Genomic DNA, 25349 nt, shown 5'->3' with positions numbered 1-25349 from the left:
TCAGCCAAGTGTTAAACAGTCAGATATTTCTCGATCACTTCGCCGGTCAACTCTTCGGACTCCCCTTCAAGCACCACACTACCACGATCGAGAATATAAAATTCATCGCAGGCAGCTTTAGCGAAATCTAGATATTGCTCCACCAAAATAATGCTCAAATTGCCCTGTTTTTTCAGCAAGTGAATGGCATCTTCGATTTGGTCGATGATGGACGGCTGAATCCCTTCGGTCGGCTCATCGAAAATTAAGAGCTTCGGGTTGGTCAAGATCGCGCGGCCGATCGCTAGCTGTTGCTGCTGACCACCAGAAAGCACACCACCCTTACGACCGAGCATTTCTTTGATCACAGGGAAAAGCTCGTAGACCTCTTCGATGCGCTCTTTACCTTCTTTGCCAGAAATACTCAGGCTCACTTCTAGGTTTTCCTGCACAGTCAGATTTGGGAAAATATCACGCCCCTGCGGCACATAGCCGAGCCCAGCGCGCGCGCGTTGATCGGTGCGCATGCCACTGATGGAGCGGCCTTCGAATTGAATATCGCCTTCGGTCTTCGGCATCAGCCCCATGATGCTGCGTAGTAGCGAGGTCTTGCCCACACCATTGCGCCCAAGAAGAGCGACGACGGAGTTTGGCTTCACCTTCATCGAGACGCCGCGAAGGATGATCGATTCGTCGTAGCTCGCTTTTAGGTCATTAACGGAAAGCAAAGGTGCGACGGCGGGAGTTTCAGCTTCTGAAATCATTGGGTAAATTCTTTATTTGGATTCGTCCTTCTTGCCCTGGCGACCGAGATACACCTCGATCACCTGCGGGTCGGATTTGACGTTGTCAAAGGTGCCTTCCTTCAAGACATGCCCTTGGTGCAACACGGTGACCTTACGAGCGATCTGCCGGATAAACTCCATATCGTGCTCGATCACGATCAAACTGTGCTTCTTTTCTAGGCTCAGCAACAGCTCGCCGGTGCGATCGGTTTCCTCGTCACTCATACCCGCAGCCGGTTCGTCGATCAAAAGAACGCGGGGATCTTGCGCCAACAACATGCCGATCTCCAGCCACTGCTTCTGACCATGCGAGAGTAGTCCCGCGAAATCATTCATGCGCGACTCGAGTCGCACTGTTTTGAGCACTTCCATGATGCGCGCACGGTCTTCCGCAGTTTCTTTATAAAACAGTGTTTTGAACACGCCACGATCGCGGTTTAGCGAAAGCACCAAATTATCATACACGGTATGTGATTTATAAATACTGGGTGTCTGAAACTTACGACCGATACCAATCCGATTAATTTCAAATTCACGCAATTTCGTCAGATCTTTATCGTGACCATCATTTTCATGCAGCGTCACGGTTCCAGTATCTGGACGTGTGCGCCCGGTGATGATATCCATGAAAGTGCTCTTGCCCGCGCCGTTCGGCCCGATGACCGTGCGCAGTTCGCCTTCTTCCAAATAGAAGTTGAGATCGTTAATCGCCTTGAATCCATCAAAGGCTTTATTGACACCGGATACCGACAGAATCAGCGGTGTATCGCGGTAGAGAGGTTCGTGTTGCATGAGTGCCATGGTGATTTACGCAGCAGCTGATTGAAGTGAACGCTTTTGAGCGATGCGGCTCTTGAGCTGTTTGTAGACACCGACGATACCGTCTGGCATGAACAAGACGACGAAGACGAACATACCGCCCATCATGATGAGCCAGTAATCGGGGAATGCCTGTGTGGTGTAGCTCTTCATCATGTTGACCAAGATGGCGCCAATCACTGGCCCCCACTTGGTGCCACGACCGCCGACGGCCACCCAGACAACGACTTCCAACGACTTGCTGGTTTCCATCAGACTCGGATTAATCCCACCGACCTGAGGCACATAAAGCGCGCCTGCCGCACCTGCGATCATTGCAGATAATGTAAAAATAACTAATTTGAAACTCGTTGTCGAATATCCCGAAAAGAGCACGCGATTTTCCGAATCACGTATCGCTTGCTGCACCTTACCAAACTTCGATGCTAGAATTCCGGAAGTGATCAAGTAAGTCACCAGCAGTAAAAAGGCCGAACCAATATACAACCAACGTGTGGTCGACGCATCGTTCATGCTATGCCCCAGAATTACCTTAAAGTCGGTAAAGCCATTATTCCCACCAAACGTAAAGTCATTACGGAAGAACAACAAACACACCGCATAGGTCAGCGCCTGCGTCAGAATCGAGAAGTAAACTCCTTTGATTCGCGATCGGAAGGCAAGGAAACCAAAGATCAACGCCACTAAACCAGGCACCCAGAGCACCGCACCGGATGCAAACCAGAAACTGTCAAACGGCTTCCAGTGAACAGGCAGATCTTGATAGCCCATGAAAACCATGAAGTCGGGCAAGTAGAGCTCGGCGCTACTTGTATCACCAATCGCAAGCATCAGATACATGCCCATCGCATACCCTCCCAAGGCGAAGAATAAACTCTGACAGAGGCAGAGCAGACCAGTGTAACCCCACAGCAGATTCAGACTCATCGCCAAAATCGCATACGTTAAATATTTGCCCCACAGTGACACCTGAAAGGAACTGACAGAGAGTAGGCCACTCTCGGGTCCCCAAGCATTCAGAGAGGGAATGAGCATTAATAGACCGGCAACGATACCGAAGATGACGATCTCTTTTTGATTTTTGCTAGTAAGCATGACGTAGAAACAAGGCTAGATTCAGAAGTTAGGAGCTAGGCGTCAGGAGTTAGTCTTTAGGAATGAAGCACATATGATCAGATTCTAACTCCTGTCTTCTAACTGCTAACGACGCATTTAAGGTTTAATCATCAAGACTACGCGAACGCGTAGGGAAGAGACCGCCTGGTCGCCATTGAAGAAAGAGAATGATCACGAAGAACACGGTGATCTTGCCCATCACTGGGCCGAGCGACGGCTGCAGTAACTGATCGACCATACCGATGCCCATCGCAGAGAGTCCTGCACCTAGCAAGTTGCCGACACTACCGATCACCACCACCATGAAACTATCGACAATGTATGCCTGCCCCATCAGCGGACCGACATTACCGATCTGCGAGAGCACGCACCCCCCGATCGCAGCCAAGCCGCAACCGAGCGCAAAGGTCATCGAGTTCACACGTGCCACCGGTATACCTAGACTGCTCGCCATGCTGCGGTTTTGCATCACCGCACGAATGTGCAAGCCGAGGCTCGTCTTGCGCAGCAGCAACCACGTCGCGATGACAACTCCGAATGCGATGAAAATAATCATCAAGCGCGTATAACTCATTTCGAAGCCACCAAACCCGACACTACCCATCAGCCAGTTCGGCACATTGACCTGCACATTCGCAGCACCAAAGATCAAGCGAAACAGCTGCTGCATCACCATTGAGATCCCCCACGTGCAGAGCAGTGATTCCAGCGGACGACGGTATAAAAAGCGAATAATTGACTTCTCTAAAAGTAATCCAATGAAGGCCGCCACCAAGAAACTAATAGGCAAGGCCACTACAAAATACCAACCAAAGGCTGAACTCTCCGCGCCCCACGTGCTAATGAAAAAGTTCTGCACCATGAACGTGGTATAACCACCGATTGCAACGAACTCGCCATGCGCCATATTGATGATCCCCATCAGTCCGAAGGTGATCGCCAACCCGAAGGAAACGATCAGCAGCACCGAACCCGTGCTGAATCCGCGAAAGAAGCTACCAAAGAAATCCACCATATTCAGGTGCGCTTCGATCACGACATGCGCCTGCTCGACGGCCAACGCAATCTCACTCTTTGGCGTGCCAGCCGCGACCTGTGCCGCCAGCACTTTATCTAAAAACCCACGAGACGCATTCGACTTCAATTCGGTCAACTCGAGCACCGCGCCTAGCACTTGTTCGTCATTGCCATTTGCCAATAAGCTGATGGCGAGTGCTTCACGAATCGCTGCCTTCACCTGTTTATCCGTCTCTATACTCAAACGCTTTTCTAATGGTTCGACGAAATTTGGCTTCTGACTCTGCCCCATCTTAATCGCCGAATCAATGCGCTCCTTCGGATCGTCCGCCTTCAAACCAAGCGTATCCAACAGTCCCAACATCGCCTTACGCACGCCGCGTGACGCGCGTTCTTTCTTAGTCTCGGCAACTTCAGCCTCTGTTAGTTCAACCGCCTCGCCTGTCGCAACCAACGACCATCCGGTCTGCTCGCCGAATTGCAGCAAGCGCACATCGCCACTCGTATCCGTCAGCGTGTAAACACCTCCGGTGCGCCAGGCCTCATAAATCACCGCAATCTCTGGATCACCATAATTGGACAGCTCTGCGATCAGACCTGCCTCATCCGCTTTATCCGCCAGCATGAGCTCTGAAAGGACCAATCGCGCGCTGCGATCCTGCGCATTAGCAGACACCATAAAGATTAGACTACAGCAAAATAGCTGAAGACACCTTCTCAATGAAGTATGTCGAAATAGGTAAAGTATAGGATTCATAGAAGCAAAAAGGAGTCGTTAGCATTTATCAGGCCAATCGCACTCGAACGTGAAATGATTTATAAGTGGTGCCGAGAATTCAGAAGGGACAATCTCCATCGCAGGTAAGCGCAAAACTAAGGTTAAGCAGGAGGGATGGCCTCCGCGCTTGCCGCGTTCTACGCTGCCGTCCGCTGCGTGCAAGTGCAGAACTGAGGCTCGGCAGACGAGGCGGAGCCTGATCTTTACGTTGTGCTGGTGCTGTGGTTGAGCCTAAAAAGGTGAGTTAAAACTACGACGGAGGTCTGCCGCAGATGGCGTAGCAATCTACGCAGATCCACGCGAATAAATCCCAGAAAGCGCATGCTCACAAATACTTATATAGCTCATGGATGTGAGCTAAGGGTAAGAAGCTCTTCGCCATTTTGGCGACCTGTCAGATTCGCGCAAATTAGTGAGGATTCGTAGTTTATAAAATTGAACCTAAGCCTACTGCTGAATCTAGGTTGAGTGCTGTGGTTCGGTGCTGAGGCTGTGCGGACGGCAGCGTAGAACGCGGCAAGCGCGGAGGCCATCCCTCCCGCAGTGATATGTTTGGGAGGGACGAGCTCCGCCCAAACAAAAAAGCAAAGGCCTGTGAGAAAAAATCCCACAGGCCCCGCCAAACAAATTAAACTACAATATCTTTTGAACAGTTAAAAGGCGTTCGACCTTAGTTGAATGTGCCCTTCAACCACGGCTCGCCGACTACGTCGGGAATTACTTCGAGGATTTCAAATTGACCGTCTTCAAGTGTCTCTCCGATGTAGACACTCTTAGTCACGTGATGATTCTCTTGGCTAGTGACTGTGCCACCAGGACCATCAAAAGAGATACCGCCTTCAAGCGCCTTGATCACTGCTTCTGGATCAAATGTGCCAGCCTTTTCGACTGCAGCTTTCCAGAGATACACACCGTTATAAGAAAGCACCATTGGCGAACATGTCACACGACCTTCTTTTTGAACTGCATCCGGAGCTTTTGTTTCCAACCATGCTTGGAAGTCAGCCTTGAACTTATCATTCGCAGGCGAATCGATGGACATGAAGTATGTCCAGCATCCGAGGTGACCAACAAGGTCCTTCGTTGGCAAGCTACGGAACTCATCTTCAGAAAGTGAGAACGAAACGATTGGGCACTCATCCGAAGAGAGGCCGGACGCAGCGATTTCCTTGAAGAAAGGAACGTTCGCGTCACCGTTAATGGTGTTGATCACACATGCATCACCGGAAGCGGCGAAGCCTTTGATATCAGCAACGATTTGCTGGAAATCTGTGTGACCGAATGGTGTGTAGTTACCAGCAGACACTGCAACGTCACCTTCGTAACGAATGCCACCACCGATGTTTTCGACAGGAATACCCTTAGAGAGCAAGTATTCGAAAAGAACGATGTTCGTTGTCTGTGGATACACATAGTCAGTGCCGATCAGGTAGAACTTCTTGTAACCTTCAGCTAGCAAGTAGTCCACTGCAGGAATCGCCTGCTGCCCAACTGCTTCCGCAGTGTAGATGATGTTCGGAGACTCTTCTTCACCCTCGTATTGCACCGGGTAAAAAAGGAGACCTTTGTATTTCTCAAATACTGGCAGAGCGAATTTACGGCTCACCGAAGTCCAGCAACCAAAAACGGCCGCACACTTATCTTGAGCGAGTAGCTGCTCAGATTTTTCCGCGAATACTGGCCAGTCCGAAGCACCATCAGCGACCACCGCTTCAATCTGCTTACCGAGCACACCACCATTGGCATTGATTTCGTCGAAAGTGAATAGAAGCACGTCACGTAGCGATGTTTCAGAGATCGCCATGGTGCCACTTAGAGAGTGAAGAATGCCGACCTTTACGGTCTCCTCTTCTGCTTGAGATATGCCAACCGAAGCGGCAGCCAATGCGCCCAAAGTCAAAGCCTTGGAAGCTGTATTAAGAAATTTGTGTATCATGTGAGTATAGTCTAGGTAGTTTGTGAATTAGGATATAAAAAATCCCAGCTCCACTAGGTGAAGCTGGGATTGAAAATTAGATTAGAAGCTGAAACCGACGCCGAAGTTGGCAGTCAGGTAGCTATTCTCGGCATTGCCTGTAGTATCCTTCTCTGTGTCGAAGTAAGTGAGGCCACCGTGAAGATCTACTTCTAGGCTGTCGTTGCTGTAGATGACATAGCTAGCACTTGCTCCAAGGAAGGAGTATGCATAGCCGTCTTCACCTTGAACGTGGTAGTCATCGAAACTGAAGCCAACACCAGCAGAGAAACCGTAAGCTAAGCCCTTGAATTCACCCTCATAGAGCGTGCCACCGATTTCATACATTTGGCCCTTCTCTTGGTCACCAACAGCTTCGATACGATTGTGCATCTTAATGTATGGTGAAAACATTGTGTCATAGGAAACTGTAACATCAAAGATGCCTTCAGTTTCACCAAGGTAATACCATTGTTGGAACGTGAAATCCAAAGTTAGTTTATCAAACGTCTTCCAGTAACCGATCCATACATCCATCTCCTGAGTGTCACCACCCAAGTCAGGGCCGACATCTGGATCACTAGCAAGATCATTGATATCGAACCAGATACCAACATAGACACCGCTCGTGTCATTGATCGCATAATCGATACTTGCAGATGGCTGGAACAACAGTTCATCGCCAATATCCTTAGTGTCATCACCCCAGACATTCACACCATAAGACATGAAGTGCGAGTGTGCATCTAGAGATACGTTAAACGAGAAAGGACTGTCTTCCTTCTCCATTGCTACTTCTTCAGCAGGAACAGTTTCGCCAGCTCCCTGAACACTCAAAGTTGCCGCAGTAAAAAGCGCACCTGTTGATAATATATTTTTCAATTTCATAAGTATATTTTGTTTGTTTGTTTGTTGTGCGCTAAAAATGTAACGCGGCTGTCACATTAGCTCAGCGCGTGCCAATTTTACAAATAATACCCAAAAAATATAAATTTCATACGATCTAATATTCGCACAACTAATAAGTGAGCATCGGAGCCTCCATTCCATGCATACTAAAGCGCGCTCAAATCGCACCTGGTGAAGTCGACTGATACAGTCACAAAAAAACGTAACCCACTATATGCAAAGGGTTAAAAAAAGCTGAAAGCCATCAATGGCCCCTCCGAAACAGCGATTACTGCTCGGCTGGCTTTGGCTTCCGCGCACGTGGCACATCACGCGCATCGAAATGCAAAATAAATTTCTGCTCAAAGTATGGATCACTAAAAGTGTCTTCCAAATTGATCACTTTGCGTGGACGAATGCCCAAAGTGTCCAATTCATCGTCCATATCGCCGCCCTTCCAATAGAGCACGCCATTGGGAATCGTATTCTTCTCGCCGCGACGGACGTTCTTTTTGATCCAACTGAAATACTCGGGCAGGTTTTTGACCGCACGCCCCGTCACGAAATCGAATTGCTTGGTAATCGCTTCCGCGCGCGTGTGCTTGGCTTCGACGTTCTTTAGGCCGAGCTGGTCGATCAAATCCTGCACCACCTTGATCTTCTTGCCGATCGCATCGATCAACAAGAACTGCGCCTGCGGATAGCAGATCGCCATGATGATACCAGGAAAGCCACCACCGGTGCCCACATCCATGATGCGCGTGCCGTTCATGAGCTTCAAGTGATTGGTAATCGCCAGACAGTGCGACAAGTGCCGCTCTTCCAAATACTCAATATCCTTACGCGAGATCAGGTTGATCTTCGAATTCCAATCACGCAGCAACACCGCCCACTTTTCAATGACGGGCCACTTGTCTTCGGATATATTAGGAAACTGTTCTTTTAATTGTTCTACACGCATCACTTAACTAAGGCCCAAATCGAGCTGATTCCGTTGATGGACCCACTCTTTAAAATATGGATTGTCATAGGCATACCCCGGAGCCGATTCAGTGCCATACAGCACACCTCGCTCCAACAATGCCTTTAAGGTATTCGACACACTACCACTGGCTGGCAAACTAAATCGCTGCCGCACCCTCGCACTCCCGAGCTTTGTCTCGCCCTCAGCCATCGCTCTTAGAATGTTCTGCTGATGCTGGGTGAATTGCTGCCAGTCACTCTGAAAGAAGGCTTTATCCTCCTCAATCACAGCATGGTATGCACGGTCCACCATAGGCTGAGTCAATTCTCCGCTCGCTGCAGCCAACGGGTAACTCATCGCCGCCAAACGCAAGCGATCCACAGTGCAGCCCTCCGCCAAATTCAACAACGCACCCAGCCCATCGAGCTGCACAACCCCACTCGCCTCAAACTTACCTGCAAGCCATGCACGCATCTCAGCCAATGGCACCGGCTCAAAATTGATCGCACTGAACATCTTGTAGAATGCACGGTCACTGGCCATCAGCAGATTGATCAAATGCACACGCGAGCCCGTAAACACATAGCTCATATGTGTATGATGCTGAATCGCTGCGCGAAGATTCCACAATGTCGCCTCATCTTCAAATCGAGCCAATTCCTGAAATTCATCGACAACCAGCGCAAAATGCCGCCCTTGCTGCTTCGCTAATTCATTTGCCCGATCCAAGATCCCAATAAAGGTCTCACGCTGCTCATCAATCGGCGCAGTGCGAGCGATGGGCTTCAAGCGCACCTTAATCGCCCCCGTAAGCGGATCCGCCTCAGTCTCCAACTGCAGACTCAGAGCCCGCATTAAGTCACTCACATAGTCCTGCCACCCCTTACCACTCGCCGCCGTAATCTTCTGCAAGAGCGCATTTGATAAATCGGCAAGCTGAGTCGCCGTCGAAAAATCAACCATCAGCACTGCAACCCCCTCAGCCTTCAATTCCTCGACCACCGCCTTGCAAAGGGTCGTCTTTCCCATCCTGCGACGCCCATGAATCAACAAACGCCCGCCTGGCTCACTCAAGACATCACGCAAACGACTCCGGTCAACGACACGATTGATCACCTCAGGATGAATATCAATGGCTCCATAGCGAAACGGGTTGGGAGGTAAGGGCTGCATAGATCTAACTCAGCATCGAATGATGCTGCGCAATAAAAGCTTTATCGCAATAAACTTTACCAGAGTAAAGCTTTTTTAGTTTATTGAAATAAACTTCATTGGTTTGCACTAATGCGCGCACGGCCGCGCCACACACTCGGCAACCCCAGCAGACAAGCAAACCCCACAATCAAACAGACCCACGCGCTAAGCCCATAGCCCAACGGCACAAATCCGACCAGCAACGCAACCAACGCAGCCAACAGCGCAAACGGCAATTGTGTGCGCACATGATCCAATGGCGTCACACCTGCTGCAATCGATGCCACGATCGTCGTGTCGCTAAACGGACTGCAATGGTCTCCAAAGACTGCGCCGCTAAACACCGCACCAATCGCAGCGATCACCAATCGATCACGTTCCAGATCTACGCTGCCCTCCGAGAGCGCAAAGATCACCGGAATCGCCAATGGCATAAGCACCCCCATCGTGCCCCACGAGGTGCCCGTCGAAAACGAGATCACGGCGCCCAACACAAAAATCCCCGCGGGCAGCAACGCCACTGGTAAGCGCCCTTGTAAAAACTCGCTCAGCCACGTCGCCGTGCCCAACTGACTGATCGCCGCGCCCAACATCCAAGCTGCAATCAAGACCAACACCGGCCCGGCTATCTCACGCACCCCCGATAAAAATGTGACAAGCGACGACTGACCTTGGGACCCCTCACTCGCCGTAGCCCCCCGCCTCGAAAGTCCATACGCCACTGCCGCCACTAACGAGGCCAACACACTGGATGCCACCAAGATCTGCGGCACATAGGCCTCCGCCTTGCCATACGATTCAGCAAACTTGCTCAGGCTAAAGGGCAACAACGACTCCGAACCGATCCAGTAAGTCAGCACGGGAATCGACAAGGTCAGCACCGCAATCGGCACGATCGCTAAGCCCCAGTGACTCACATGTGCCCGCTCAGCCGACACATCCGCAGCCACTTCCGCACGACGCGCCTGCGCTTCTGCGACTCCCATGGATCCAGGATTAAACTCGCGCCACACACAGACCAACGCGAGCGCCAACGAGAACCAGCAATAGTAATTCGTCGTCAGTGATTTAAAGAAATACCCATACGCGCTGACCTCCACGCCGGCCACTGCAAAGCCCTCGCGAATCATCGACAGCTGAAACGCAATCCAAGTCGAAATAAACGCCAGACACGCCACCGCCGATCCAGTCGTATCCGCGAGATAGGCCAACTTCTCCCGCGACACCCCGCAGCGATCTGCAGCCGAACGCAACAAGCGCCCGATCAGCATCGTGTTCGCCAAGCCATCAAAAAACACCAGCAGTCCGAACCCAAACACCGTCAACTGCATCCGCTTATGCGGTGCCCTCCCAGAGCCCAGCAAGCGTCGCACCAGTGCTTGCAATCCACCGCCCGCCTCGACCAAGGCGACGAATCCACCGAGTATCAGCGTAAACAAAATCGCGCTCAGCTTCCACGAAGAGCCAAAGATCGGCCAAAATTGCTGCGACCACAATTGCTCCAGCACGCCAACCACCGAGCCACCTGCGAGCAAAACCGCGCCACAGACCGCTCCCGTCAGCAGCCCGACCAACGCGCTGCGCGAAAGCAGCACCACTGCCAGCGCCACCGCACTCGGCCACAAGCTACGCCACATCGCATCACTGCCTTGCAACCAGCAACTGATCCCAAGGCTCACAACAATCGCGGCGACCAGTATCGAATTTCGTTTTGAAATGCCCACGGCCTTAAACCTGCCAACTTCCTCGAGATTGTCCAGAACGCGCACACGAAGGCGCAATTAGAAGCCGTCTCCCAAAGTAGTGCGGTGCTTTAGCCCGCAAACCGAACCAACGCACTCAGCAAAATCGAACATCGATTAAAGACAATCTCTAGCAAACGCAGTTGGAGAGCTTATAAGCCAATAGTAGAAGCGGCTTACCACTGAGGAAAAGCGGCTGGAAGCACGCTTCTACTGATCCAGCGCTTCTTATCCGCCGTAAATCATAGAGCAAAGAGGAGCCAGCAGGCCAAACCAAAACCCCTCAAGTCTCAGCTCTCAAGTCTCAGCCCTCAGCTCTCAGCCCTCAAGTCTCTTCCCCCTCGCCTGTGCGCGCTTTAATACGCTTCTCCGCTTCGAGAATGATCGCCTCGCAGCCTTTAAACTTATGGTCATCTAAGCAGAGGCGGCGTTCCTTGCCCCCCGCTTCATAAATCGCGTAAGCAATGCCCTTATTCTTCCACTTCTTGCGGTCGATCGCGATAATGGAGTCCAACTCGACGCGCTGACCAGCGGTGCCGATCACGACATCGCCCTCAGTCTGCACGCGCAGCTTATGGTTCCACAGCACCCAAAGGCCAAAAATCGCAGAGCCCGTCATCATCACCCAGCCAATCATCCGCTGCTCACGAATCGAAGCATCCGTCCGTTCCTTCGGGATATCGCGCTTATAACCGACCTCCCGCGCATGACGCTCCCATTCGATACGTAGATACTCATTGACCTCACCACCATGCGCCTTCTTCGGTTGCGCTTCGATCTTACCAGACGCAATCAGCGCGTCCTCGATCTCGATAAATTCCGCGTGTCGCTCCGCCTCACTCGGCCACACCGAGTAGCCATCATACAAGAACCAGCCAGCGATACATGAAACCATAAATAACATGAACAGCATCCGACGGCGCCACTCCTTTGAAATACATGCATCTACTTTTTCCATACCTCATAATATGTGCACAGTTCCCACTCACGCGCCAATCTCTATTTGTGATTTTAGCAGGAAAGCCTACCGGCCAGGGGGAAGGGTTGAGAGGAGAAGTGGTTGAGTGGTGAAGGGGAACTGGGATCGGCTGTCTTCAGCTGCCGTTCTTTGATTCGTTTCCACCGTAGCCATGCGTCTCGGGAGCCGCACGTTGGGCGAGACGCCCACGCTCCATAGTTGAATTTCCACACACAAAATAGGCTCTCCTACGAGACTCCCTCTGATCATCATGATGCAGCTTCGACTTGCGCGCGCTTCGGACGAGCAAAGCTCCTACACTACGATGACAAACACTTCGACTGGCGGGTGAAAATTCCGACCGCGCATGAAAACCTGGAACGAGTTCAGCCAATAAGACTTCTGTAGGGGTGTTCCTTGGGACACCCGCGCAGGTAGATCCAGTTTCAGAACTTCCATTACCCGTGGCCTGTCCGCGGGCTTCGCAAGCAAAGCCCCTACTACATGTATACGATCCAACGCCTAGCGCGATGCTACTACAAAGTGACTGACATACAATCCGCATGATCCACAGCACGCGTTCTCATTCAAAGTTCCGCATTCCGCATTCCGCGTTCACCACTAGCTCTCGCGCCGCAAGATCGCCAACGGCGGGTGACTCGCAATCCCTCGGCTACTCAACATTCCCGTCGCGACGGCAAGTCCTGAAACAAACACGACCGCCCCAACGACCTGTGCCACTGGGATATAAAAATCGACCTTAAAGACCCAGACGCCCAGAGCAGTGCTGGCGGCGACTGCCAGCCCAACGCCGATGACGGCAGAGACACAACCGATCAATGCATACTCCAGCGCAAGGATCGCCCGAATCTGCCGTCCGCTTGCGCCAATCGTGCGTAGCAGCACGCTCTCACGCACACGTTGATTGCGGCTCGTCGTCACCGCATTGGCGAGGATGATCACTCCGGTAATCGCGGTAAATAGTCCCATAAATCGAATCGCGAAATTGATCCGCCCAAAGATACTCTGCAGCGCATCGATCACCACATTGAGGTCGACGGCAGAGATGTTGGGATACGCCTGAAAGAGCTCAGTTTGCAAGGCAGCCGTGGTCGCCACATCGGGCGAGCGCCCCACCGCAATCCACCACTGCGGCGCCGCCTCCAAGACACCAAGCGGGAAAGTGGCAAAAAAGTTAGGCCGTAGCTCCGTCCAATCCACCTTGCGCAGACTGCTCACCGTAACCTCCATCGGGATGCCTTGTATGTCGAAAATGAGCGAATCCCCAAGTTCGACCCCCAAGTCCTTTGCCATGTCCGCTTCCAGCGAAATCGGCACCGGCTCCTCGAACGAGTCCCACCGAGCCACATACTCGCCCGCCACCAAGCGCTCGGCAGAGCCATGCGCACCACGATAGCTACTACGCCATTCGCGATTCAGAATCCATTCATCAATCGTGTTCTCTGGATCACTCTTAATCTCCGTAAGCGTGCGCCCTTTCACCGCACTGAGCCGCATGGTCACAATCGGCGCGGCTTCCATGATTGCGATGCCCTTGTCATTCAAGATCGTCTCCAAGCCTGCATACTGGTCTTGCTGCACATCAAAAAACAGAATGTTCGGATCATTGCTCCGCGCTGCGATATCCGTCTGCTGCAACAAGCCGGCTTGGATCAAGATCAGTGTAAAAATCAAAAACGTCCCCACCCCAAGACTGACGCTGAGAAAGACCGTGCGATTATTCGGACGGTGTAAATTGCCCGCGGCTTGACGCAGCAGAAAGTTCGACGGCTTGAAAAAGCGCTTCAACACACACTTCATCAGCACCGCGATCGACCAAAGCACCACGGTCACCAAGCCCAGCCCTGCAGCAAAGACGAGACCATGCCACCACACCTCTGTGCGACTCATGCAGAATCCAGCCAACGCGGCAGCAGCCAATCCGGCGAGTCCCATCGCAAGTGGATCTCGACGTTTTCTGCCACTTTCAAAGTCGGCACGGATGGCTTGCAGCGGACTTATGCGCCGCAGCGGCAGCAACGGAAACAGCCCGAAGATGAAGGCTGTCATAAACCCATAGCCCAGCCCTGTCACAATGCTCGGCGGGTGCACAAAGAAATCTAGTTCAAAAGGCAAGAGCGGCGCCAACAGCTGCGGCAACACGGATTGGCACAGCACGCCCAAGGCCGCACCCGCTACCGCGCCAACCAGTGCAATACCGGCGACCTGCACCAAGAACACACTGAAAGCGATACGGGCATCGCTCCCGAGACAGCGCAAGATCGCCACCGTATCGCGTTTCTTTTGTAGATACGCATGCACCGCGCCCGCAATGCCGACACCTCCGAGCAACAGAGCCACAAACCCGACCAGACTGAGAAAACGGGTCAGGTTTTCCAGAGGTTGCCCCACCTTCTCTCGCTGCTCTTGCACGGTATCAACGGAAAGGCGCGCACTGGCAAAACGGTCGGCATACGCCTCTGCGATTTTCTCGGCTGGACGAGCCAGTTCACTAAAGTAAACACGGTGAAAGGCGATACTCCCCGTGCCAATCAAACCAGTCGCTTCAAGCTGCGAAAGCGGAATATATGCGCGCGGCGCAAACAACCCAGCGAACGCAGCCTCGCCTGGCACACGTTGCAAGCTGGCGGTGATGGTAAAATCGACCGCTCCGAGCGTCACGGTGTCGCCCACGTCCAAGCCGTATTGCACCAGCAACAATGGATCCAGCACAATGACCGGCGCTTCAGAGAGTGCGGGGTTCATGCCTGCAGGCTCCGTTTCGAACTCGCCATAGAAAGGAAACCCGCCACCCAAGGCACGGACTTGCACCAGCCGCGTCTGTTCGGCCTTTGGGAAATAGGCCATCGACGCGAAACGTGTCTCCCTCGCCTGCGTGCCTCCAATCCCATCGATCATCAGCTCCGCACGCTCATCAAAGCCCGCTCGTGAGGTAATCTCCAAATCGGCACCAAGGAGCGTCTTGGCTTGGGCATCCATGGCCTTCGTTAAATTGGCTGCAAAGGAATCGACCGCGACCATCGCCGCGACGCCGAAGACAATCGAGAGCGCACAGAGCAGTAAGCGGTTCGGCTGATGCCGTGCATCACGCCAAGCGGTTTTCAGAATAAAACTCATACGGTAGCCGACTGCTCGGATTCAACAATGCGACCATCACGCAGACTGAGGATACGGTCACACTTCGCAGCGAGCCGCGGGTCGTGCGTGACCAGCACCAGCGTAGTGCCGAGTTCGTGATTCAAATCAAAGAGCAATTCCTCGATCGTGCCTCCATTGGCACCGTCGAGATTGCCGGTTGGCTCGTCGGCAAAAAGGATTTTCGGCTCGTTGATAAAAGCCCGAGCCAGTGCAACACGCTGCTGCTCGCCGCCCGAAAGTTGAATCGGATAGTGATCCATACGCGCGCCGAGACCCACCTTATCGAGGAGACGCTTGGCCTTGGCTTCAGCATCGCGGCCACCGAGCAGATCCAGCGGCACGGAAACATTTTCCAGCGCCGTAAGTGTAGGGATCAGCTGGAAATTCTGAAAGACAAAGCCGATTTGTTCGCCGCGGAATCGGGCGCGGGCGTCTTCGTCAAGGTCTTCAAGCGCGTCACCGAGCAGACGGATGCTGCCCGCCGTCGGCAAGTCCAGCCCCGCGCACAGCCCCAGCAGCGTGGTCTTGCCGCTGCCCGATGGCCCAACAATCGCGAGGCTCTCACCGACCGAGAGACTGAAGTCGATCGCAGTGAGCACGGTCAGCTCACTCTCACCTGAAGGGTAAGTTTTAGAGAGACCACTGATTTCAATGGCTGGGAGATTGCTGGCTGGTGTTTGCATTTATTCGCGCGTGGCTTCTTGTTCTTAGGTATGTTCGCCAATAGTCACCGCTTTCGTCCTTTTTTCAAATGCCTCGCGCGATTGTGCGGTCTCCTTGTTGTGTTGCTCAACCTACCGACGGCACATGCCGAGCAGCCACCCACCCAAATACTCTTCTTCGGCGATAGCCTCACCGCAGGCTACGGTATCGACCCCGAGCTCGCCTACCCAGCCCTGATTCAGAAGAAAATCGACGCGGCAGGCATCGCCGCCGAAGTCACCGTCGGCGCGGTCAGCGGCGATACCAGTGCAGGCGGCCTACGACGGATCGACTGGATGCTACGCAAGCCCGTGGATATTTTCGTGCTAGCCCTCGGTGCCAACGACGGCCTGCGCGGCACCGACACCGAAGCCACTGCGAAGAACCTCCAAGCCATCATCGATAAAGTGAAAGCGCGCGCCCCCGAGGCAACGATCGTCGTCGCTGGGATGCGCCTACCTCCGAGCCTCGGCACAGACTACACCGATGCCTTTGCCGCCATCTATCCCACCCTCGCAGAAGCGAACGACGCCGCGCTCATCCCGTTTCTGCTAGAAGGCGTCGGCGGAGAGATCGAGCTGAACCTCGCCGACCGCATTCATCCAAATTCACAGGGGCACGAGATTGTAAGCGAAACAGTCTGGCGCGTGCTGTCTCCGATTCTTTGACTAAGGCGCTCCATACCACCTAGTAAAAAGTGTATTAGAGCTATTTCGCGACTTTCAATGTAGGGGCTTTGCTTCGCGAAGACCGAGCAGAGGCCAGAACAAACGAAGCTCTGTAACACTCCTAGGCTAGACGCTTCCAAGGGAATGAGGCACTCATTTCGGCCCCAGAGCCTCAGCACACGCACACCGCACAGATCGAAACGGCATTCGCCGATCCGCTACAAATCCGGGGTTCACACTCTTCCATTCTTCCATCGCTGAGCTACGGAGGACATGCCGCACGATCGTGCTCCGTCAGCGTTTGCAAGACGCACTTTCGGGCTCCGCCTAAAAAGCACTTGCGCCCTGCGATGAGCCGATTCTAGTTGCAACACTTAGAAACCGAAACAGATTATTACGCATGCACTCCGACACTTTACTAAAGCGTATCACCATGTCTGCGAATATTTGCCATGGAAAGCCATGCATTCGTGGATTACGCTACCCCGTTGAGTTTATCTTAGAAATGTTGAGCGGGGATTCGACAGAAGCAGAATTGTTAGAAGATTATCCTGATCTAGAGCCAGAAGACTTTAAAGCCGCTCAGGCCTACGCCGCTCGACTTGCTAAAATCAAATCCTTCGCTCCCTTAACGGCTGCATGAAATTTGTTGTCGATGCGCAATTACCCAAGCGCTTAGTCATTCAGTTGCGAAAATTGGGTCACGAAGCCCAGCACACTTGGGGGCTCGAATTCGGAAATCGCACTCCAGACGATCAGGTCGCTCAAATCGCAGATCAAGAAAATGCAGTGATCGTGACCAAAGATGCCGATTTTTTAAATGCACACATTTTGATCGGTTCGCCTAAAAGGCTATTGCTTCTCTCTACTGGCAATATTTCGAATCGCGCGCTTCTAGAGCTGTTTGAAGGACACATGGACGCGATTGCCTCAGCGCTGAGCCAATCTAATTTGGTAGAACTGAATCAAGTCGGCCTTGTGATTCATTAACCAAAGCACACGCACACCGCACAGATCGAAACGGCATTCGCCTATCCGCTACAGAATCCGGGAGTAGCGGAATGAGGCACTCATTTCGGCCCCAGAGCCTCGGCACACGCACGCCGCACAGACCGAAACGGCATTCGCCGATCCGCTACAAATCCGGGAGTAGCGGAATGAGGAACTCATTTCGGCCACAGAGCCTCGGCACACGCACACTGCACAGGTCGAAACGGCATTCGCCGATCCGCTACAGAATCCGGGAGTAGCGGAATGAGGAACTCATTTCGGCCACAGAGCCTCGGCACGCGCACACCGCACAGATCGAAACGGCATTCGCCGATCCGCTACAAATCCGGGCGTAGCGGAATGAGGAACTCATTTCGGCCGCAGAGCCTCAGCACACGGACAAAAGCACAGCGCAAGAGTCGTTTCAGCATTTCCAAAATTTCCGCTTTCCGCTTTCCGCTTTTCCGCTTTTCCGAAGTCTTGCACAAAAACAAGCATTTTGACTAGCTCGCTGAAATCGCGGGCAAATAGCAGCGTTGCTGCTAATTACTCTGCCGTCTCAACCACGGTCACCTTATAAAAAGCGGAATCCGCCTGAAAGGCATCCACGACCTCGCTGAATTCACCCACCGCTAAAATATCAGAACCAACAGGAACATAGGATCCCCCAACTTCTGCGGCCCACATAATTCTATAAGTTTTCCCAACAACCGATTCCCATTGTATACGGAATCCTCCTTCGGCCTCCGGCTGGATTCCATACACTCTAAACAATGAACTAGCATCCTGCGAATCTGTGCCGGCAACATACTCACTGCCATTATCTTGACCGTCACTGTCATCATCGGCCAAACCGTTGGTCGCGTCAAATGGAGTCCCATCTACGACATCTGGCAGTCGATCATTATCATCATCGGGATCCCACGAGTCCTTTAGGCCATCCCATTCGTTATCAGGTGCACGGCGTAGCTCTCCGAGAGATACCCAGCCCAGATTTTCGCTCCATGCATATCCGGAAAAAACACCCGCATCATCCATCGCGGCATTCTCAGACACATTAGCGCCAAAACGAATCCAGCCAGTATTCTCCGACCAAGCGTAGCCCTCGAGCATGCCAGTCTCAACAGAACGATTCACTCCTGTATCCCCAGACTGCTGTGTATAAGCCAAACCATCCACAGGCCCTTCGCCAAAGGAAATCCAGCCAACATTCTCAGACCAAGCATACCCCTCCAGCCACGCTTGCTTAACCACAAGACCATAGCTCCCATCGGCCGCATTCAGCCAACCGACACTCTCCGACCACGCAGCCCCCTCCTCAGGCTCTAGCGTCGAGGGAGCGGCGACCGCAGTCGCACTAAACAAGCAAAGGGAAATCAACTGTAGAAATCGGAGCATCAATAATTACTGGCTAAGGCTCTCCCATACATTCGCCCACGGCTCGCCGGCGTCTTCCACTGCCGGACTAGCCGCCGGGTTAATCGCATCTCCAGTGAGTTCACGTCCAATCGTGCCATTGCCTAAATTATAAGCTGCTGCACTCGCCGTCACCACCGTGTTTTGGACAATCAAGCCCGAACCTTGGATACCTATACCGGACACAAACACGTGGTTGTTCCGAATTAAAGCTCCGTCAGCGGCGTTGATCCCGTTTTCGCAATCTGCGATGACGTTATCCGTTATGTTTAAGTCTGGAGCCTGTCCATCGACCGCCCAGATCAGGCTGAGAAAGCTATTATCAGAAATAACGGCCGCAGAGCCAGCAGAGACTCCCGTCCCAAACCCGGAAAAGGAGCAGGCCACGACACTACTCCCTGAGTTTTCTATTTCGAGCGCCGTTCCCGCCCCCTTATCACTACAGTCAAAAACCGTATCGCGCGCCTGAACTTGGTCGACGACCAAACCATTAGCCCCAGCACGAAAGACTGAACCAAGTATAATTGCCCGACCATTCACGCGGCCGAGATCGTCCGCCGAAATCACGCTATCCCGGACAGTGATTTGCTCCACGTCGATCGCAGTTCCACATTCTAGAATCTCGCATTGGTTTAAGATAAAAGTGCCCCCACTTAGCCCGGTGGTAAAGCCTTCCACCACAGAACCTGAAAGGAGGAAAGTAGATGAAGGGTCCCCTCCCAAGCCAAGCCCTCCGTCTTCACCAGCAATTACCTGAGTGTCGCGCAAACTTGCGCGACCACCCAGCACACCATTGAAGCCTGAGATGCTCGAAGAGACGATCGATACACCGTCGCCCAGCTCTAGAGTGCCCCCGGAACCGCTGAACTCAACATTACGAAAACGGCTCTTCTCAAATAGGCGGACTGGACCGTAGCTTTCTGTCATCTCGATCAGGCCTCCAACGAAAACGGACCTTCCAGGGATATCTAGATCGCTCAGAGCTTTGATTGAGCAATCTTTGAACGAAAGCAGGCCATAGGCAGGCGTCTCTGGTGCATCAACCAGCTCATTCAAACGCTCAATCGTGCAGCCTCTAAAAATCGCAGACCCACCGTTAAAGCTTCCACTCAAAAGTATTTCACTCGCACCAATGGCCCCGACAGGGGAAAACACACAGCGCTCGAAGTTTAAAGATGACTGAAAACTGTTTAAGCTAAGAGCGTCGTTATAAATGAGAAATTGAGTATCTTCGGCTCGGAGAGAGACTGATGAGCTACATTGAATCAATGTAACGTATCCCTTTAAAACTCCCCGGCGAAGAAACAGACTGACGTCATTCTCCAGCTCAATTGCCGTGCCGTCTGGATAAGCAGAGGTATCTCCGTTCATCTGGAAGTCCATCAGGCTGACGGCTCCTAGACCGGAGAGCGCGATTGCCGAGTTGCTGCCGGAAACAGTGATATTCTTTAGCACATAGGTAGAATGCTCATCAGTCTGTGGCATATTGAGCCCGATGGGATAACCCACAACAGCCAGACCATCCACATCGAGCGAAGCGCTGCCTAATTGCAGCGCAAAATCTTGAGTGCTGCTAGACGATCGAACAAAGGTGCAACCTCGGACTAACAGCTTTGAGCCCTCGAAATTCACCGACCCTCCTTCGAAATGAAGCTTTTCAAGCCTCAAGTCATTGTCTGCGTCTATCGCCGAAATAGCGGTTCCGGAAAGCAGCGTGCCATTGCGAAGTATCACTGGCAGCGTTGAGGAATCAGAGCTGACTCCGATCAAGTTTTGCATGCTATGCGCGAAGCCCCCAAAGTCGATCGTCACTCCCCCAGCCTGCACAGCTAGTTCATCGATTGATGCTGCCTTGGTGAAAAAATAATGCCCTGGGGTATCGATGACGATCTGAGTCTGCCCCTCCGGATCAATCGGAATGCGCGGCTCGATCTCATCGAGCGTCTTCATCGTTGAGGATGGCGGCCCCACAGGAGGCGTCAGATCACCAGCAGAAACATAAAAACCAGGCAGCAGGACAACGGCTGCGGTAAAAAGTGTCGTTTTCAAAGTAAACATAAGAGGTAAGGACTCAAAAAAGGAATGTCATCGCAAAGCTGAAGCGAGGTCAATTATTTACATCGCATAACATCGTTATCATCCAAAGCCCACATAATGATACGCCCTCGTCCTGCTTATCAAAACTAGACATCGCAAGCAACATACACCAAAAAGACACAAAACTCGCCACAAAGCATCACCTTCATTCCAAGCTTGCAAACATATCAAGATATACTGATACGTTGATATTTACTTTCTATGAGCACCACAGTTTCCAACAAGCCACTGACCGCCAAAGGTCAACTCCTCGCCGATCTCTTCGCACAGCGCATCGTCTTCCTCGATGGTGCCATGGGCACAATGATTCAGCAATACAAGCTGGAGGAGAAGGACTTCCGCAACGAGAGCTTTGCCGACGACAAGGGCGACCTCAAGGGCAACAACGACCTGCTCAGCATCACCCGCCCCGATGTGATCGAGACCATCCACCGCCAGTTCCTCGAAGCGGGCGCGGACATCATCGAGACCAACACGTTCTCGGGCACCACCATCGCGCAGGCCGACTATCACCTCGAGCACCGCGTGCGGGATATCAATATCGAGTCCGCAAAACTAGCGCGCAAAGTAGCCGACGCCGTGTCCGCCGAACAAGGCCGCCCGACGTTCGTGGCCGGCGCGATCGGACCCACCAATCGCACCTGCTCGCTCTCACCCGACGTCAACCGCCCGGAATACCGCGCGACTAGCTACGACGAACTTTACAAGGCCTACTACGCGCAGGTCGAAGACCTCGTCGCGGGCGGCGTCGACCTCCTGCTGCCAGAAACCGTGTTTGATACGCTCAACCTCAAGGCCTGCCTACACGCCATCGAGGATTTCTTCGATACACAGGAAGAGCGCCTACCGGTCATCGTATCGGTTACCATCACCGACCTCTCTGGTCGCACCCTTTCCGGGCAAACCGTTGAAGCCTGCTGGAATTCGATCCGCCATGCCAAGCCACTCTGCGTCGGCCTGAACTGCGCACTCGGCGCGGACCTGATGCGTCCGTTCCTCACAGAGCTGTCCCGTGTCGCCGATACCAATGTCCACGTCTACCCCAATGCCGGCCTCCCCAATCCATTGGCTGCCACGGGTTACGACGAAACACCGGTCCACACGGGCAGCGCTGTCGGTGGATTCGCCAAAGACGGCCTAGTCAATTTGGTCGGCGGTTGCTGTGGCACCACGCCCGACCACATCGCGGCCATCGTCAAAGAAGTCAGCCAATACGCACCACGCGCCATCCCAACGGTGACGCCTGCGCAACGCCTCAGCGGACTCGAAGCCTTCAACATCATTATGGGCGAGACTCCATTTGTGAATGTCGGCGAGCGCTCCAATGTTACCGGGTCCCCGCGTTTCAAAAAGCTGATCAAAAACGACGACTTTACTGGCGCTCTCGCCATCGTCCTCTCGCAAGTCGAGAAAGGCGCACAGATCATCGATATCAATTTCGACGAAGGCATGCTCGACGGCGAAGCCTGCATGACACGCTTCCTCAACCTCGTCGCCTCCGAGCCGGACATCTGTAAGGTGCCGATCATGATCGACAGCTCCAAGTGGTCCGTCATCGAAGCAGGGCTCAAATGCGTGCAGGGCAAGTGCATCGTCAACTCGATCAGCCTCAAGGGCGGCGAAGACGAATTCAAGGCGCAGGCCAAGAAGATCATGCGCTACGGTGCCTCCACCATCGTCATGGCCTTTGACGAAAAGGGCCAAGCCGCAACGCGCGACGACAAGGTCGCCATCGCCGAGCGCTCCTTCAAGATCCTCACCGAAGAAGTGGGCATGGATCCACAGGACATCATTTTCGACCTCAACATCCTCACCGTCGCGACCGGCATGGAGGAGCACAATAACTACGCCGTCGACTTCATCGAAGCCGTCGAAGAAATCAAAAAGCGCTGCCCAGGCGCCCGCACCAGCGGCGGCCTCTCTAATATTTCCTTCTCCTTCCGCGGTAACAATCCGGTGCGCGAAGCCATGCACGCAGCCTTCCTGCATCACGGCATCGCCAAAGGCCTCGACATGGCCATCGTCAATCCTGGCATGCTCATGCCTTACGACGAGATCGATCCCGCCTTCAAGGTGCTGGTCGAGGACGTGTTGCTCAACCGCAACGACGACGCTACCGAGAAACTGATCGACTTCGCCGAAGCCATCAAAGCTGGCACCGTCACCCTCGGCACAGGCACACCCGAAGAGCGCATCAACGCAGCCATGCTCGAAGGCATGAACATCCTGCGCGAACTCTTCGAACGCGCCACCAAGGAAAAGAATCCTGAAGTGCTGGAAGCTTTTCTCAAATCCGGAAGCGGCGCAGTGCCCGCAGCTGCGGAAAAAAAAACGGCTGACGTAACAGACGACTGGCGCAACGGCACCGTTGAAGAGCGCCTCTCTCACTCGCTGGTCAAAGGTATCGTCGCGCACATCGACGCCGACACCGAAGAGGCACGCCTCAAATATCCGAAGCCGCTCAACGTCATTGAAGGGCCGCTGATGGACGGCATGAAGGTCGTCGGTAAACTCTTCGGCGATGGCGACATGTTCCTGCCACAGGTGGTGAAAAGCGCCCGCGTCATGAAACGCGCCGTCGCACACTTGCTGCCGTTTATGGAAGCTGAAAAGGCCGACGCTACCGCCAGCTCCTCGGCGGGTAAATTCTTGATCGCCACCGTTAAAGGCGACGTGCACGACATCGGTAAAAACATCGTTGGCGTCGTGCTCGCCTGCAACAACTACGAAGTCAAAGACCTCGGCGTGATGGTATCCTGCGATAAGATCCTCGAAGAAGCCGAAGCCTGGGGCGCCGACATCATCGGCCTCTCCGGCCTGATCACGCCCTCGCTCGACGAGATGATTTTCAACGCCGACGAAATGAAGAAGCGCGGCTTCACTCAACCGCTCCTCATCGGTGGCGCGACCACCAGCAAGGCACACACCGCGATCAAGATCGCTCCGCACTACGACCAACCAGTCGTCCGCGTCGGCGATGCCTCGCTTGTGACGGAGATCTGCAACAAGCTGCTCAATCCCGAGACCCGCGACACCTTTGCCGCCGAAGTCGAAGTCGAGAACGTCAAGCAACGCGAACGCTTCGCCAAAGCCAACTCAACCAAGGATCTGATTCCACTCGAAACCGCCCGCGAAAAGCGCTTCACCTGCGACTGGGAAAACGCCGACCTCAAAGCACCCAACGCGCAAGGCGTCACCGTCAGCGATCATATCCCGCTCGAAGAGCTCGCCGAATTCTTCGACTTCTCCCCACTCTTCTGGACCTGGGAGCTCAAAGGCGTGTATCCAAAAATCTTCGACAGCGAAAAATACGGGGAACAAGCCAAGAGTATTTACAACGACGCCAAGGCATTGCTCGAGCGCATCGTCAAAGAGAAGCGCTTCCGCGCACGCAGCGCCGTCGGTCTCTGGCCCGCCAACTCAATCGGCGACGACATCGAAGTCTACGGCGACAACGGCGAAGTGCTCGACGTGCTCCACACCCTGCGCCAACAAAAGAAAAAGACCAAGGGCGACACCTACTATGCGATGAGCGATTTCGTCGCACCGAAGGAAAGCGGCCAAGTCGATGCCTGCGGCGCCTTCGTCGCCTGTATCCACGGAGTGGATACCTTCGCCAAAGAATTCGAAGACGCCCACGACGACTACAGCTCGATCATGGTCAAAGCCATCGGCGACCGTTTCGCCGAAGCCCTCGCCGAATACACGCACCAGAAAGTCCGCAAGGAGCTCTGGGGCTACGCAGCCGACGAAGCCCTCAGCAATGAGGAGTTGATCAAAGAAAAGTATCGCGGCATCCGCCCGGCAAGTGGGTATCCCGCGACACCGGACCACACCGAGAAAGCAACGATCTGGAAGCTCCTCGACGCCGAAGTCAACACCGGCGCGGCGCTCACCGAGAACTTTGCCATGACCCCCGGCAGCTGCGTCAGTGGCCTCTACTTCGCCCATCCCGAAGCGAAATACACCTTGGTCGGCCCAATGAACAAAGATCAGATGGAAGACTACGCCCAGCGCAAAGACTTCGATCTCGAAACCACCGAACGCTGGCTAGCACCGAACCGGGGCTATTAGGGGAAGAGAGCGGAGGGAAGAGACTTGAGACCTGAGAGCGGAGGGCTGA

General features: G+C 53.4%; 18 protein-coding genes. 4 read left to right on the top strand and 14 right to left on the bottom strand.

Annotation, left to right across the window (positions count from 1 at the left end; all coding sequences use genetic code 11):
• Positions 1–11 precede the first annotated feature (11 nt).
• From urtE to GZZ87_RS05265, 12 genes are all read right to left on the bottom strand, one after another.
• Positions 12–743, bottom strand: coding sequence for an urea ABC transporter ATP-binding subunit UrtE (urtE, locus tag GZZ87_RS05320; RefSeq protein ID WP_162026065.1), 732 nt, complete (start codon positions 741–743; stop codon positions 12–14).
• Between the two features lie 12 nt (positions 744–755).
• Positions 756–1556: an urea ABC transporter ATP-binding protein UrtD gene (urtD, locus tag GZZ87_RS05315; protein ID WP_162026066.1), complete on the bottom strand. Its 801-nt coding sequence runs from the start codon at positions 1554–1556 to the stop codon at positions 756–758.
• Between the two features lie 15 nt (positions 1557–1571).
• Complete coding sequence (gene urtC, locus GZZ87_RS05310; protein ID WP_162026067.1) at positions 1572–2678, bottom strand: urea ABC transporter permease subunit UrtC; 1107 nt, start codon at positions 2676–2678, stop codon at positions 1572–1574.
• Between the two features lie 124 nt (positions 2679–2802).
• A complete protein-coding gene (gene urtB / locus GZZ87_RS05305; RefSeq protein WP_244648009.1) occupies positions 2803–4395 on the bottom strand; it encodes an urea ABC transporter permease subunit UrtB in 1593 nt (530 codons plus the stop codon).
• A 769-nt stretch (positions 4396–5164) separates the two neighbouring features.
• A complete protein-coding gene (locus GZZ87_RS05300; RefSeq protein ID WP_162026068.1) occupies positions 5165–6430 on the bottom strand; it encodes a transporter substrate-binding protein in 1266 nt (421 codons plus the stop codon).
• Between the two features lie 81 nt (positions 6431–6511).
• Complete coding sequence (locus GZZ87_RS05295; RefSeq protein WP_162026069.1) at positions 6512–7336, bottom strand: hypothetical protein; 825 nt, start codon at positions 7334–7336, stop codon at positions 6512–6514.
• 289 nt (positions 7337–7625) lie between these two features.
• The gene (gene rsmG, locus GZZ87_RS05290; RefSeq protein ID WP_162026070.1) at positions 7626–8297 is read right to left on the bottom strand and encodes a 16S rRNA (guanine(527)-N(7))-methyltransferase RsmG; all 672 of its coding nucleotides are present in this window, start codon (positions 8295–8297) and stop codon (positions 7626–7628) included.
• A 3-nt stretch (positions 8298–8300) separates the two neighbouring features.
• On the bottom strand, positions 8301–9473 hold the full coding sequence (locus tag GZZ87_RS05285; protein ID WP_162026071.1) for an ATP-binding protein: 1173 nt from the start codon (positions 9471–9473) through the stop codon (positions 8301–8303).
• A gap of 95 nt (positions 9474–9568) precedes the next feature.
• Positions 9569–11218 (bottom strand): Na+/H+ antiporter NhaC family protein, encoded by a 1650-nt coding sequence (locus tag GZZ87_RS05280; protein WP_162026072.1) that lies wholly within the window; start codon positions 11216–11218, stop codon positions 9569–9571.
• Positions 11219–11561: 343 nt separating this feature from the next.
• Positions 11562–12194: a hypothetical protein gene (locus GZZ87_RS05275; protein WP_162026073.1), complete on the bottom strand. Its 633-nt coding sequence runs from the start codon at positions 12192–12194 to the stop codon at positions 11562–11564.
• A 621-nt stretch (positions 12195–12815) separates the two neighbouring features.
• The gene (locus tag GZZ87_RS05270) at positions 12816–15332 is read right to left on the bottom strand and encodes an FtsX-like permease family protein (RefSeq protein WP_162026074.1); all 2517 of its coding nucleotides are present in this window, start codon (positions 15330–15332) and stop codon (positions 12816–12818) included.
• Positions 15329–16036, bottom strand: a complete 708-nt coding sequence (locus tag GZZ87_RS05265) for an ABC transporter ATP-binding protein (RefSeq protein ID WP_162026075.1) — start codon at positions 16034–16036, stop codon at positions 15329–15331. The genes GZZ87_RS05270 and GZZ87_RS05265 overlap by 4 nt, the downstream gene beginning before the upstream one ends.
• Before the next feature lie 81 nt (positions 16037–16117).
• On the opposite strand from GZZ87_RS05265, the gene GZZ87_RS05260 reads away from it, so the two are divergent.
• The 3 genes from GZZ87_RS05260 to GZZ87_RS05250 all read left to right on the top strand — a co-directional run bounded on the left by GZZ87_RS05260 (position 16118) and on the right by GZZ87_RS05250 (position 17713).
• Entirely contained in the window at positions 16118–16723 is a 606-nt protein-coding gene (locus GZZ87_RS05260; RefSeq protein ID WP_244648010.1) for an arylesterase, read from the top strand.
• A 400-nt stretch (positions 16724–17123) separates the two neighbouring features.
• Positions 17124–17366 carry a DUF433 domain-containing protein gene (locus tag GZZ87_RS05255; protein WP_162026077.1) on the top strand — a complete coding sequence of 81 codons (243 nt, stop codon included), beginning with the start codon at positions 17124–17126 and terminating at the stop codon, positions 17364–17366.
• A complete protein-coding gene (locus GZZ87_RS05250; protein WP_162026078.1) occupies positions 17363–17713 on the top strand; it encodes a DUF5615 family PIN-like protein in 351 nt (116 codons plus the stop codon). Before GZZ87_RS05255 ends, GZZ87_RS05250 begins: the two co-directional genes overlap by 4 nt.
• A gap of 546 nt (positions 17714–18259) precedes the next feature.
• Here GZZ87_RS05250 and GZZ87_RS05245 read toward each other — a convergent pair.
• Both GZZ87_RS05245 and GZZ87_RS05240 read right to left on the bottom strand, forming a co-directional pair.
• The gene (locus GZZ87_RS05245) at positions 18260–19111 is read right to left on the bottom strand and encodes a hypothetical protein (RefSeq protein ID WP_162026079.1); all 852 of its coding nucleotides are present in this window, start codon (positions 19109–19111) and stop codon (positions 18260–18262) included.
• Positions 19112–19117: 6 nt separating this feature from the next.
• Positions 19118–21187, bottom strand: a complete 2070-nt coding sequence (locus tag GZZ87_RS05240) for a hypothetical protein (RefSeq protein WP_162026080.1) — start codon at positions 21185–21187, stop codon at positions 19118–19120.
• Positions 21188–21427: 240 nt separating this feature from the next.
• Between GZZ87_RS05240 and GZZ87_RS05235 the strand changes: the two genes are divergently transcribed.
• Positions 21428–25300, top strand: coding sequence for a methionine synthase (locus GZZ87_RS05235; protein ID WP_162026081.1), 3873 nt, complete (start codon positions 21428–21430; stop codon positions 25298–25300).
• The last annotated feature ends 49 nt before the right edge of the window (positions 25301–25349 follow it).

This window comes from Lentimonas sp. CC4 (genome assembly GCF_902728235.1).
GTDB lineage: Bacteria > Verrucomicrobiota > Verrucomicrobiia > Opitutales > Coraliomargaritaceae > Lentimonas.
Note: the sequence above shows the minus strand (reverse complement) of the source record. Positions and strands in the feature narration are given on the sequence as shown.